This is a genomic window from Pseudomonas sp. 25 R 14 (genome assembly GCF_900004755.1).
In the GTDB taxonomy this organism is placed as follows: Bacteria; Pseudomonadota; Gammaproteobacteria; order Pseudomonadales; family Pseudomonadaceae; genus Aquipseudomonas; species Aquipseudomonas brenneri.
Genome location: NZ_CVTS01000065.1, coordinates 100105 through 114658 on the forward strand (window position 1 = coordinate 100105; position 14554 = coordinate 114658).

Consider the following 14554-nt stretch of genomic DNA (forward strand, 5'->3'; position numbering starts at 1 on the left):
CAGTAGCGCTCAACCACCACACATCCACTGTGCGCAGAGTGACCGCCATGGGATTGCGACAAATTCCCTGTCCACCTCAAACAGCGTCTACGCTTCACTCAAGTCCGATCAATCTGCGTGAATGGATCAATCGACTATGGGCGCTTTATGGCAAACCGATTCGACCAAGGCTGCGGGCCCCGCCGACAACCTGGATGAACAGCCATTGCCACAAGGGCCCCGCAAGCGGCGGTATGGGTGGCGAATGATCTGGCTACTGCTGGTGATCGGGCTGATCGCTGCAGGTTTTGCCGCCAATCGGGAAATGCGCACCTCTTACTGGCAAGCCCGGGAGTTGAGTCGACTCGCCAAGACCTTGAACTACCAGGTACAACCGGGCGCCAGCGATGCCATCGTTTATCCGGGTGATGGCCCGTTTGACAAGCGCCTGGGCTACAGCGCCCTGGGTGAGTTCCTGCCGCGCCTGATCAAGCGTGACTACCTGATCCAGCAGCAGGCGCGCTTTTCCAGCGCACTGCTCGATTACAGCCAATACGGCCTGTTCATCCCCTACCCCGAGAAGATCCAGGCCGGCCTGTCGATCACCGATTGCCGGGGCGCACCGCTGTACCGCTTCACTTACCCACAGCAGGCGTACCAGCACTTCACCGATATCCCGCCCGTGATCGTCAACAGCCTGCTGTTCATCGAGAACCGCGACCTGCTCGACCCCGCCCAGCCCCAGGCCAACCCGGCGGTGGATTGGCCGCGTTTTGCCAAGGCGGCCTGGTCGCAAATTGCCCGCCTGCTGCATTTGCCGGGGCAGACCGCCGGCGGCAGCACCCTGGCCACACAACTGGAGAAGTATCGCCACTCACCCGACGGGCTGACCCTGAGCGGTGGCGAGAAAATCCGCCAGATGATTTCTGCCAGCGTACGCGCCTATCAGGACGGGCCAGACAACCTGCAGGCGCGCCAGGACATTGTGCGCGACTACCTCAACAGCGTGCCGCTGTCTGCCGTGCCCGGCCACGGTGAAGTGCATGGCATGGCCGAGGGCTTGCGGGTCTGGTATGGCGCCGATTTCAAGCAGACCAATGCCCTGCTCGCCGGTAACGATCCGCACAGTCTCGGGCAAAAAGGCCTGGCCCTGCGTGAGGTGTTGTCGCTGATGATTGCCCAGCGCCGACCGTCCTACTACCTCACCAAAGGCCACGCAGACTTGGCGAACCTGACCGACAGTCATATCCGGCTGCTGACGCAAAACGGTGTGATCGACCCAGCGCTGTCCAGAGCCGCGCTCGACAGCCAGGTCAGCTACCGAGACTGGCAGCAACAACCCACGATCCAACCCATCGAAACCAACAAAGGCATCAGTGTCGCCCGCAGCCGCCTCGCGACCCTGCTCAAACGCCCGCTGTATGACCTGGACCGCCTCGACCTGTCCGCCACCAGCACCTTGCAAAACGACCTGCAAACCCAGGCCACCGCCTACCTCAAACACCTGGCCGACCCCGCCTTCGCCGGACAACTCGGCCTGCTCGGGCCGCGCCTGCTGACCCCAGCCAACACGGCCCAGGTGCGTTACAGCTTCAACCTCTACGAGATGACACCCGATGGCGCCCGCGTACGGGTACAGACCGACAACACCGATCAACCCTTCGACATCAATGAAGGCAGCAAGCTGGAACTGGGCTCCACCGCCAAACTGCGGGTGCTGACCACCTACCTGCAGATCATCAGCGAACTGCATGACCGCTACGCCGGGCAAGCGCCCGCCGCACTGAAGAAAGTCAACGTCGATGACCAGGATCGCCTGTCCCGCTGGGCCGTGGATTACCTCACGCAAAACAGCGACCAAAGCCTGCCGAAAATGCTCGATGCGGCCCTCAACCGGCAGTACTCGGCCAGCCCCGGCGAAAGCTTTTTCACCGGCGGCGGTTTGCATCACTTCCACAACTTTCGCAACGAAGACAACGGCCGCAACCCGACCTTGCGCGACGCCCTGCGCGAATCGATCAACCTGCCGTTCATTCGCCTGATGCGCGACCTGGTGCGCTACAGCACCTACCACGGTGCCAACAACAGTGCCGAGTTGCTCAAGGACGACAACGACCCGCGCCGCCAGGAATACCTGGCCCAATTCGCCGACCGCGAGGGCACTACCTTTCTACTGCGCTTCTGGAAAAAGTACCGCAACAAGGACACCCAGGCCCGACTCGACACCTTCCTCGACAGCATGCACCCCACCGCCATCCGGCTGGCCGCCGTGCACCGCTACCTGTTGCCCCAGGCCAGTCAACAGAGTTTCAACAGCTTCGTACGGGCCCACTTGATCCACACCAAGGCCCCGGAAAAGCTCACCGATGAACGTCTGGAAAAGCTCTATCAAAACTACGGCCCCGGCGCCTATGACCTGCCGGACCAAGGCTACATCGCCAAGGTCCACCCCCTGGACTTGTGGCTGCTCGGCTACCTGTTGAACAAGCCCGACGCCACCTTCACCCAAGCCGTCGCCGCCAGCGAGCACGAGCGTCAGGAAGTCTATGGTTGGCTCTTCAAAAGCCGCCACAAGAGCGCCCGCGACAGCCGTATCCGCACCATGCTGGAGATCGAGGCGTTCCTGGATATTCATCAACGCTGGCAGGCCGTCGGCTACCCCTTCGACCATCTGGTGCCGTCCCTGGCTACCGCCATCGGCAGCTCGGGCGACAAGCCCGCAGCCCTTGCGGAATTGGTAGGAACGATCCTCAATGACGGCGTGCGCCAACCGACACTGCGCATTGACAGCCTGCACTTTGCTGCCGCCACGCCTTATGAAACCCGCTTGATCAATGACCCGAATCGCGGCAAACGCGTGATGCCCAGCGAAGTCGCCAATGCCTTGCGCGAGGCGTTGTCGCAAGTGGTGGATGCGGGAACGGCGAAAAGGGTTTCCGGCAGTTTCAAACTCACAGACGGCATGCCGCTGGCCATGGGCGGTAAAACCGGTACCGGGGATAACCGCATTGAAACCATCGGTGCCGGCGGACGCATTCTCAGCTCCAAGTCGATCAACCGCACTGCCACGTTTGTCTTCTACATCGGTGAACATCACTTCGGCACCCTGACCGCCTTCGTACCTGGCGCCTCGGCCCAAGGCTTCACGTTCACCTCGGCCTTGCCAGTACAAGTACTCAAGGGCATGGCCCCGATTTTGACGCCTTACCTACAACCCGGCACCCGGAGCTTGTGCCGGCCACCGACAGCCGGCGGTTAATCGCAACTAAGTTTTTCCGCATGCTCCCGAGCCAATACCCTGCCCGTCAAGGCATTCGCAGCTGGGCGTTACTTGTCTACTTTTCAGTCCCGAATTGTTCATTCAACACCCCCTGTTCCGAGCAACATTTTCGAGGTTTGAATGGCGTGTTCCCGCACACAATCGGATGACCCAAGCATTATCAAAAGGTCATCCAACCATGCCTACCACTGTCATAGAACAACCACTTTCGATCGCAGAAAAAAAACCGGTTCATTACGACTTCATCAAACAACAACTGCCTCGCTGGCTACTCGATACCGGGCCCCAGCGACTGACAACACTAAAAACACTCAAGCCAGACATCTCCGGGCCCCACACAAACGCACTCACGCCACCGTTACACACGGCCATGAAACAGGCTCTGGACAAGCATTGGTCCACCCAGAACACCCTCGACAAAAAATTTGCCCATCTGAATGACGTCCAGGCCTTTGCCAAGCCGCTACTCAAAGAGGCGCTGCGCGCCTACGGTGACATTGATGTGTCGCACACCTTCATTCGCCTCTATTCCCCCGTCAGCCGGCCCTGGTGGTCGATAATAGATCTGTACCCTGGCGTTAGCAGCCGAACCGTCACGTTGCTCGATGCCGCACTGCACAATTTCTCGGCCTCGGAAACCTTCGCCGACTACGCCTTCCTGTCCGATGAAGATGCCCGAGGCCAGCGCCAGCTATTGACGTTCACCCATAACGTGAGCGGCCAGGTGCTGACCGCCGACACGTTCAAGACGCTCTGTCGCAACCTCGACATTGGCGCGCGCTATCAACAGCAACTTCGGGCCTCGTTGGGGTTCGATAATCCGTCGGTCGCCGACGCGCTACGACACGAAGTCATCGACAACCTGCGGGCAGCCCTGGACAGCGCGGCCCATATGGCCCTGGCAAAAAAGCACATTGCCGAGGACGCCTATGAGCTGATCCAGCTCATGGTCACAGGCACCCCCGGGCTGCTGATGCTCGACGCCAAGCCAATCGAGTTCTACACCCTGGAACTGTTGGATACCCGCCTGGCCAGCATCCTGATCATCACCTCGCAAATGGCTGACTGGAGGGGCGGGCGGATGTTGGTCTATGTCCCCCATGACCCGGAACACCCCCTCAAGGAATACGCTTCGTCACTGGACTTCGTCATAGAACTGACCCGCCAGTTACGTGACAAGACGCCAACACCGGGTTCGCCTCACCTCAGCTATCAGCAATTCTTCAGTCAGTTCGTTCCCCATCAACAGCGCGGGCGCCTCTTTAACCAACTCAACAACCTGCTCTCGCCCGTGCGCTGGAACCCGAGGGAGCCGGGTGACAGCAGCCCGAACTGGCGAGAAACCCCTGTACAGGCACCCAACCTGCAGTTTCGCACTCATTTTGTACGCGATGACGTTACTAGCTATACCAGCGAGGATCTGTGGCGTTATCTGTACCAGGACAAACTGAACAAAATCATCAACGATGCTCTGGAAGTCGCCATTTCCACAAGCTATGCCGACCGTATGGCCCGCTGGGTATGGTGGGACAATCTGGAAAAGATGCTCACGGACATTTTCAACGTCGCCCTCATGGTCATCACCCCATTCGTACCCTTCCTGGGTCTGCTGATGTTGGCCTATACCGCCTACCAACTGCTCGACGACATGCTCGAAGGCATCATCGATTGGAGCGCAGGCCGGCAAATTGAGGGGTGGCTGCATATCTTGGCGGTTGCCGAAAACGTTATTCAACTGGGGACATTCCACGCCGGAGGGCAGCTCGCAGCAGTCGCCCGCCTGAAGTTGTCTCCCTTTGTCGACAGGCTTAAACCCGTACAGATGCCTTCCGGCGATACCCGTTTGTGGAACCCTGACTTGCGGCCTTATCAACACAGGGTGCAGGATCTGCCAGAACCGCAAGAAAATGGCCTGCACTCCCACCAGGGCAAGCAGATCGTGCGTGTGAATAACCGTCATTATGAAGTCCGGCAGAATCCCGAAACCCAGGCATTCCAACTCGCCCACCCCCAACGCTCCGACGCCTATCGCCCACCCGTAACACTCAACGGCAGCGGCGCCTGCGTACTGGAAGGCGAACAGCCGCGCACATGGAGCAATGCCCGATTACTGCGCCGGCTGGGGCCACAGACGGATGGCTTGAGCAACACAGAACTTGAGCAAGTACGCGTCATCAGCGGGGTAGAATACGGCGCGTTGCGCCAGATGTACGTCAAGAATGAACCGACTCCGCCGTTGCTCGCCGACACGTTGAAACGCTTCAAAAATGACCATCAGATCAAGGCCAGTATCGAAAAAATTCGCATGGCACAACCGCTTGACTCTGCGTCCAGTTGGTTTGAGCAAATGGTCACCGAGCTTGAAGGCTGGCCGCAGGACAAAGCGCTGCGGGTCTATCAACACTCCGGCCTGTCCGGCGACTCCCGTTTCTATGGCAGTTCGACTGCCCAGGGAGATGACGTGCTGACGCTCAGCATCGCCGACGTCATGTCCGGCCAACTGCCGGAAAAAGTCGTGGCGTTTCTCGACCCACAACAGCTCACCCGCTTACTGGGCGAAACCCTGCCCGCACCGGAACAGGTACAGGCACTGCGTGATCGGTTGGCCGAGCATGTCGAACAACAGAGTCAATCGCTCACCCGGCACCTTTACCTCGAACAAGAAGCCACTGACGACCCGCATGTCCAATTACTGCGCACCCAGTACCCTGACCTCCCCCTGAGCATCGCCCAACGGTTGGTCCGTCATACCCGAAACCGCCACCTAAAGGTGATGACCGAGGACCAACGCCTGCCACTGGACGTCAAGAACCAGGTCCGGGAACTGGAGTTCGAGGTCACCAGCACACGGGTCTTCGAGCAGATCCTTCAAGACCATCCCCTGTCGGAAGAGGCCGAACGCCTGGCGCTCAATACCTTGAGAATCTACACCGACGCGCTGGCGAACTTGCGTATCGAAATCCGTGAAAGAACCCCGACTGGCGACTTGCGGATTCAGGTCGGTGAACAGGACGCTGCAAACCTGCGCATCCTGGTGCGCAACAAAAAGGCCCAATACCGGGTCTTTAATGCTCAAGGCACACTGCTGCATGGGACGACAGACTTCTATAGCGCGGTCTTCCATACCCTGACCACCGACGCACGCTTCATCGACGGTGAGCGCCTCAGGTCATGGCTTATCGCAAAAAATACGGCCCCCGTAGAGCGGCGCCTGATAATGGCTGAACCACCGATCCGCGTACAGGCCGAACGTGAAACCCTCACCTTGCTGGGGGGCGGCAATACCAGCACTTTGCGGGGGGCACTGGCCGAAGACAGCTCTACCGTCACCTTGCAACAACGCATCAAAAAATGGCTCCCCGAAATGTCAGAGCAAGGTGTAAGACGCTTTTCTCAAGTGGCGGAAACAGCGGAAGGCCTACAAAAACTGGAGCGCCTGGAAACCGAAGGCCAAGCCTTTGAAAACACGCTAAACGACTACGTCAGATCCGCAACAAAGTTTCCTGCGGGCCATCGCCTGGAGGCCGTGACTCGTCGTACTAGAGCCCTGTTTGCTGACAGCCTGATGCAGGCTTGGCGTGAGGGCTATACGCGACTGCATGACGAGTTCAACACTCAGCGCGGTGGCGTCAAGCTGGATTTATCTGAAACGCCATGGCCGGACAAACTGCCCATGCTGCCCACCGAAATGCGACAGGTCACTCGCTTGTACATGATCGACCGCGAGCTCTCTTCGGACAGCGCCAACTTCCTACAGCACTTTCCAAACCTGAGGATCCTTGATCTGACAGGCAACGCTCTAACAACGCTGCCTCCCGCCATTCAGCGCATGCCCCATCTCAGAGAGCTGAACCTGGCCGAAAACAACATTGTCCTGGACGCCTCGACCTCCGAGCAGTTGAGTAACCTGTCGCGCCTACGCGCTCTAAACCTGGCCAACAACCCGTTGGGCATCGTGCCGGATGTCAGCAAGATGCCCGAGTTAGATCTACTCCTGTTAAGCGATACCGGTATCAGTGAATGGCCTACCGGCTTGTTTGCACAACCACGCAACGAGGCTTTCATCCTGGAACTGCGCGGTAACCCCATTACCACCGTCCCCGTGGTTGCCAGCAACTCCGAATCGGCCATCGTTGTCGCCCAGACCCGCCTGGACCGTGCAAGACTGACCGTTGAGGCCCAGGAGCGCTATGAGGCCTATAGAACCGCCGTTGGGCTTGACCCTTATCGGACCTATGAGCCCCAAGGCGACAGCCGTTACTGGCTCGACGATCTGGACGATGAAAACCGCTTTATTTATAGAGCAATCTGGAAAGACCTGGAGCATGAACACGGCTCCCAAGGTTTTTTCGAAGTGATCAAATCCCTGGAGCCCCCAGAGTTCTTCGAAGACCCGAGCGACGAGGCCCTCTATGAACAGAACAGCGCAATGATGAGATCACAAGTGCAGCGCATGCTGTCGTCCATGCACGACGACCGCGACTTGCGGCAAATACTGTTTCGGATGTCCAGTTTCCCCGGGTTGTGCCCCGATGCGGGTATGCAAATATTCAACGGTATGGGTATCGAAGTTGAGGTGAGCCAGGCCAGGCGCTTCAGCAAAACACCCGCTGAACGTGAAGAGCGACTGATCAAACTGGCCAAGGGGGCGGCCAACCTCAAGCTGTTGAACCACGTGGCGCGCGCCGACATCGCTCAGCGCCTCAAACCTGTCGAACAAGGCGGGCTCGGCCTGCGACTGACCTCAGACGTGATCAACGGCGAGCCCGGAACCGTTGATGAAGTAGAAGTTCACCTGGCCTACCAGACGCGCCTGGCCCGCAGGCTCGGTTTGCCCTGGGTCAGCGAACACATGCTGTACCGGGAGACCGCCAGGGTCAGTGAGCTATCCATCACACGAGCGCACACGGCAGTACTGGCCTTGAGTGAAGGTGACGGGCTGGTGGATCAAATACTGCTTGAGCCTTACTGGGAAAACTTCCTCAAGGAGCACTATGCGACAGACTACGAGGCCAACGAGAGCAGCATTGATGAACAATTTGCCCTCCTCGATGAACTGCAAAGCGAACAGCAAGCGTTGACCCAATCCCCGGACCTGACCGAGGCGCAGAAAGTTGAAAAACGCGAACAACTGAAACTCATGGTCGAGCAATTACAAATCGAAGACCGAGTAGTGCCTGACGAGCCGATGTCCGATGAGCTCTACAACCAATTGCTCAATGACCTGGGCCGACGACGCCAGGAATGGTTGCGGGAACAGACCCGCCTGTCGCTGGGACGGATCGACGAATAAGACGCCGAGGCATGTCTTAATACCAGGTGTGTAGGAGCGAGCTTGCTCGCGAAGGTCGTGAACGATAACGCGTATTGGCTGGATAAACGCGGCGTTCTTGAGTTTTTCGCGAGCCCGCTCGCTCCTACGGCATTATTGGGAGTTACACATTTATCAGGAGGCTCCGACAGGGACTCGTTAGTTAACGCAGACCTCAGGCATTAGTTATATATATTTCACATCTGAATAACGAAACCCCAACACACTTAACACTTAAAAATTGCTCAGAATTTTGAACTTTTATTCTCCACCACAAAGGATACGCTAATAATTAAAACCCTCTACGAGTTTAACTTAATGCCAAAACCTTCAATCCCATCCAGTACGCCTGCAACGCCCTATAAAGGCCCGCATTATGATCTGATCAAACAAAAAATCCCGGACTGGCTATCCACAACTTCCCTGGCGAGAGTCAGTCAGTTAAACAATGCGGTCCTTTCTCGACCGGCCTGGCATACCAGCGCCACGCCCGACCAGCATCAAGCCCTCAAGACTGCCAATGTCGAGGGCTGGCGTGCGCAAAACGCCGTAGACCAGCAACTGAGCAACGTGCAGGATGCGTATGCCTTTGCCGAACCGCTGTTGAAAAAGGCCATTCAGGACAAGTACCAACTCGACCTGGACGTCAAGACAACCTTCCTGAACCTGTACATCCCCAAAATGCTGCCCAGGTACGCCTTCAATATCGCCCAGGGGGTGACTTCGCGAAAAGTGTCCCTGCTGGACGCCGCGTTGCATAACTTTGCCGATAGCGAAACGTTTGAAGACAACTCCTGTTACATCAGCCAGCCTGACTATCGCGGTCACTTCACCATCAAACCGTTAACCGACGCGATGTCCATCGACCAGTTCAAAGCGCTGTGTCGTGAACTGGACCTCGGCGCCCGGTACCAACAACACTTGAACACCCATCTGCTGCCGACGAACCTCACTGCCCGCGCGAAATTGAAGAAGCAGGTCACCGCCAGCCAGAAAGCCACGCTCATGGCCGCAGTGCAACTGGCCTGCCTGAAAACCGATGCGCAACAGGTGCCGGACCTGGGGATGGCCACCTACCATGTGTTGATGCGCGCGTTACGCGGTGAACGAGGCGTCATGCAGTTCTACCAACTGAGCATTCTGGAGACGGCGCTGAGCGGTATTCTGCTGATTGCAGCAGACCCGGATCAGGCCACCAGCGAGTCGAAAGTGATCGCCTACATACCCCATGACCCAGAGAGCCCCGTCAAGGAGTACAACTCGATCCCTGCGTTCATGCGCGACCTGACCCGCAAACTGCAAGCCAACGCGCCCATCCCTTCTCGTCAGCAACAGACTTACCAGCAGTTCTTCAGTCAGTTTGTCGATCATGCCCAACGCGGGCATTTCTTTGCCGGGCTGGATCAACGGCTGTGCACGCTCCAGGGGGGCCAGAAAGTCCCACAGGACGATCCCAAGCTGCGGTCCTCCTCACGCAGAATCGAGGGTGACCTGTGGGAATACCTCTACCAGCAATCCTTCAACAAGATCCTTAACGATGGACGAAGCATCGCCATCTCCACGGCCGATACCGACAGCGCACAACGTTGGGCCTGGTGGGATAACTTTACAAAAATCCTCTCGGATATTTTTAACGCGGCCCTGATGGTCATCACCCCGTTCGTGCCGGGCCTGGGCGAGTTGATGCTGGTCTACACCGCCCTCCAACTGGCCAACGACGTGCTCGAAGGGATTGTCGACCTGGCGGAGGGGCAGGTCATAGAAGGCGCTGAGCACTTCATCGGCGTGGCGACCGATTTGATCCAACTGGCAATCTTCGCCGAGGGTGGAGAAGTTGTGAGCGTCTTCAAACGCTCCTCCTTCGTCGATGGCCTGCGGGCAGTCAAGGTGGGGGATCAACAACGCTTGTGGAACCCTGACCTTGCACCTTATGCCAAGAAAGACCTGCAGTTGCCGAGCGACTCGCGTCCCGATGAGCTGGGCCTGCATTCACACCAGGAGCAAAAAATCCTGCCCTTGGATGACCAGCACTACGTCGTCGAACACGAAGAAATCTCTAATACTTACCGGATCAAACACCCCACCCGTCCCGAGGCCTATTCACCCACGCTCGACCATAACGGCAGTGGCGCCTGGGCCCATGAGGGGGAGAACCCGAACACCTGGGACAGCGAAACCTTACGCCGCCGCCTCGGGCCCGTGGTCAAGGGTCTCTCCCCCGCTCAACTCGAACAAGCCTGTGAAACCAGCGGCACCCATGACGGCGCCTTGCGCATGATGTACGCCAACCGCGATACCCCACCGCCCCTGCTGGCCGATAGTCTCAAGCGCATGAAGCTACGCGGGGAACTCGAACGCATGCCAGAAAAAATCCGCACCGGGGCCACGACTGAGCTGCCAACCAACTGGTCGGCGCAAACCACCAGTGAACGTGCGGGTTGGCCGTCGAACAAAGCCATCAAGGTGTTTATAAGTGACGACTTGGTGGGTAACGCCATGCCTTACGGGGCCCAGGACGCCACGGAGGCCAACACCCTCAAGATCAGTCACCGGGACGTGGAAGCGGGCAAATTGCCCGAGCAACTCGTCGCCTTTTTGAGTGAAACAGAGCTCGCTACCCTGCTGTCCACCCCCGTACCTGAAACCCCGGCCGGACGAATCAAGGCCCTGCGCGATCTGCTGGCCGATGCCCTGATGCAGGAAAAAACTGCCGTATTCAGCCACCTTTACAGCACCCGAGAGGTTATCGACACGCCTCATGGCCGGTTGATTCAACAGCAGTTCCCGCAATTGCCCAAAGACCTGGTGGCGACACTGCTGCTACGCATTTCGCCGCAAGAACTGACAATAATGAGCAGCGAACAACGAATCCCTCTGCGCCTGAAAAACCTGGCCCGGGAACTGGCCAACGAAGTCCGCGCCAGCCACGCGGCTGAAGGGTTCTACAACGACGATTTGCTGACAGCGGATACCGAGCGCATGGCGCTCAATATCGTGCGTTTGCACACCGATGCCCTGGGTGACTTGAACATTGCCATTCATGAGCAATCCCCCAACGGCGCCTTGCGTTGCCAGGTGGGACCTGCAGACGCCGGCACGAAAAAAATACTCGTGTACAAGAGCCCCGGGCGCTACCAGATCTACGATGCCGAACCCTCTGCCTCCCAGGCGCAATACAGCTTCTACGAGGCGCTGTTGCGTGCTACCCCCGCGAACACACTCGACTACCTGCCGGGCCAGGGAGGCATATTCAAGGCATGGCTCATCGAGCAACTTGAACCCTTGGCCGAACGCCGCAAGGTGCTGGAGGAACCCACTCGCCGCCAGGCCGATGACCGCACGACACAACGCTTACTGCAAAAACCCATGCTCGGGGCCTTCCGCCGCTTACTTCGGAGAAATCCACCGAGGCAGCCACCCACGCTCAAAGAAACACTGACCCAACTGTGCCCCCGTTTGAGCGAGGAACAGATACAGAAAGTGATGCCCTACCTGAGCACGCCGGAGGGGGAACAGTTGCTGAAAACGCTGATAACCGACCGAGCGACGCTGGACGAAGACATGGACATATTTCGCAGAGAAAAACCAGCACTCATCAGGGCAAGCGCCACGATAACGCTGAATGAAAAACTCATGCGAGACCTGATCATCAATGAACTGAAAACCTGCTGGGCAGAAGGCGCCTACCAGCGCATGCTCCCCCCTGAACCCAGACCACGCGGTACGTTGCTGGACTTGAGCGAGCTGGTCCTGGGTCGCTACATACGTCGCCTGGCGCCGCTGAGGGCAAACTTCAGCCATGTCACACGACTGAACCTGGGCGGTACGCGGTTAAGTGATGGGGATACGGGCTTTCTCGACAATTTCCCCAACCTGCGCGCCCTGGACCTGTCAGACAATGGCCTGGGGGAGGTACCGTCACGACTGCAGAACATGAAAAGCCTGACCGCTCTGAACCTGAGCGAAAACTCAATCGTATGGTTACCCTCCGACTATCAGACCCTTGAACAATGTTCATATCTGCGCTCATTGAACCTGGAAGGTAACCGCCTCCTGGAAGTCCCGCCGAACATCAACCAGATGCTGGATCTGCGGCTACTGGTACTGCGCAGAACCAACATTACCCAATGGCCGGTCGGACTGGACAGCCCAAGACGCTCCATCCCGACGCTGGACCTGAGCAACACCCAGGTCAAGACCGTTCCCGCGTTCGCCCAGGGCTCTATAGGCGCTCAAATAGTGGCCAACAGTTGGGTGGATCGCACAAAGCTTGGGCGCCTGGATGAAGACCTGTTTGTCAGCTATCGCCGCGCCTTCGGTATCGACCCTTACCGCACCGCACCACGAGGGGGCAGCGCCGACAGAGAATACTGGCTGCTTGGCCCGACAGAAGCCGATAACCTCTTCTTTGCAACGGTTTGGGATGATGTCGAAAAGGAGCACGGCTCCCAGGGTTTCTTCGATGTCCTCAAACTGTTGCAACCGCCTGAGGCGTTCCAGACGGATATCGATGAGCTGTTGTTTCAACGAGGCCGGGGTAACCTCTCTGTTCGCGTCTGGCAACTACTGTTTGCTGTAGATGAAAACCCACAATTTCGCGACCGGATGTTCAGTCTGGCCGGTGCCCCCGCCAACTGTGCAGACGCCGGCGCTCATATTTTCAACCGCATGGGCGTCGAAACCCTGCTGGAAAACATCCGCAAAGATGACTCCCCGCAAGGCCTATCGACCCGCGAAAAGAAACTGGTAACGCTAGCCAGGCAATCCTGGCGCCTGGAACGGGTCAACCAACTCGCCCACCAAGAAATCCAGCATCGTGTAGCCCCAGAGAGTGAGGGTGGGCTGGGGCAGACATTCGGCCTCGGTGAAAACACCGTCGACGACGTGCAGGTGTACCTCGCCTACCAGACCGGACTCAAGACGCGCCTCGACCTGCCGTGGCTATCCGAGCACATGGTCTACCGCAACACAGCCAATGTGACGCAAGCGCATCTCGACCAAGCGGCGGCCAGTATCGCCGAGCAAGAGCAAGGCGATGGCCTGGTGAACGGCCTGCTTGAACAACCGTTCTGGAGCGACTACCTGCAAGACGCGCACCTGGAAGAGTTCAACACCCAACGTGAGAAACGCAACAACGCAGGCAGTCAACTGGAGGACTTGCTGGACGCTCAAAAGGAATGGGCTAGCCCGCAAGTGACACCTGAGCGTAAAGCTGAACTGCGCGAACAACTCATCACACTGGCCAATGAGCTGGTTATCCCGCACATCGTGGTGCTCACCGAACAGCCGTTATCGGACGCTACCGTGCGTAAGCTCTACGACGATATTCAGCATGATTACAATGAGCTGGGCCGGCAATTGACACGCCAGGCACTGAAAAACGCAGGCCTGTAACACCCGCCCGGAGGCATATGTAACACTCAAAAGAGCCAATGCCGATCAGTTAAGCGGACGAGACCTCCTGTAGGAGCGAGCTTGCTCGCGAAACACTCAAGGACAGCGTGTACATTCAGGCAGCACGCCTAATCGTTGACGTTTTTCGCGAGCAAGCTCGCTCCTACAAAAAAGCAAAAACTGCAGGCTTCATGTTTAGACCTCAGAGTCCCAGACCGCGGTCACCACGCCCGAATAGGTACTGCCTGGCCGGCTGAGCATCTCGCGCATGTCATCACTGAGCACTTCAAAGTGCAGGATGCCGGGGCGGTCATTCACGTAAAACAGCGGCTGGAACAGCTCGGTGCCCGTGCCATCCAGCCGCAGGGGGCGTTTGCGCACCGCCTGGTCGCCTTGCCCGTCGATGCCACCTGGCAGCGTCACGGCAACCTGCACCGGCACCTCATCACCGTTGCCGTTGCGCAAGCCACAGGTGTTGCCCATGACAATCGAGCATTCCAACTGCATCTTGAACCGTGAACTGGCGGCGATACGAAAGGTCTGGTCGCGGTACAGCCGGGTCGGCGTACGCCCCCGATCAAGCCAGGCTT

3 protein-coding genes and 1 pseudogene are annotated in these 14554 nt (G+C 58.1%); 3 read left to right on the top strand and 1 reads right to left on the bottom strand.

All coding sequences use genetic code 11. The features are described 5' to 3' along the window. Positions 1-136 precede the first annotated feature (136 nt). From BFQ03_RS23765 to BFQ03_RS23775, 3 genes are all read left to right on the top strand, one after another. On the top strand, positions 137-3238 hold the full coding sequence (locus tag BFQ03_RS23765; RefSeq protein WP_065944157.1) for a transglycosylase domain-containing protein: 3102 nt from the start codon (positions 137-139) through the stop codon (positions 3236-3238). 391 nt (positions 3239-3629) lie between these two features. Continuing rightward, complete coding sequence (locus BFQ03_RS23770; protein ID WP_239695278.1) at positions 3630-8552, top strand: NEL-type E3 ubiquitin ligase domain-containing protein; 4923 nt, start codon at positions 3630-3632, stop codon at positions 8550-8552. Positions 8553-8888: 336 nt separating this feature from the next. Beyond that, positions 8889-13964, top strand: a complete 5076-nt coding sequence (locus BFQ03_RS23775; protein WP_065944159.1) for an NEL-type E3 ubiquitin ligase domain-containing protein — start codon at positions 8889-8891, stop codon at positions 13962-13964. Between the two features lie 195 nt (positions 13965-14159). On the opposite strand, the pseudogene BFQ03_RS30855 reads toward BFQ03_RS23775, so the two are convergent. After that, a pseudogene (locus BFQ03_RS30855) lies at positions 14160-14554 on the bottom strand (hypothetical protein); the annotation flags it as partial.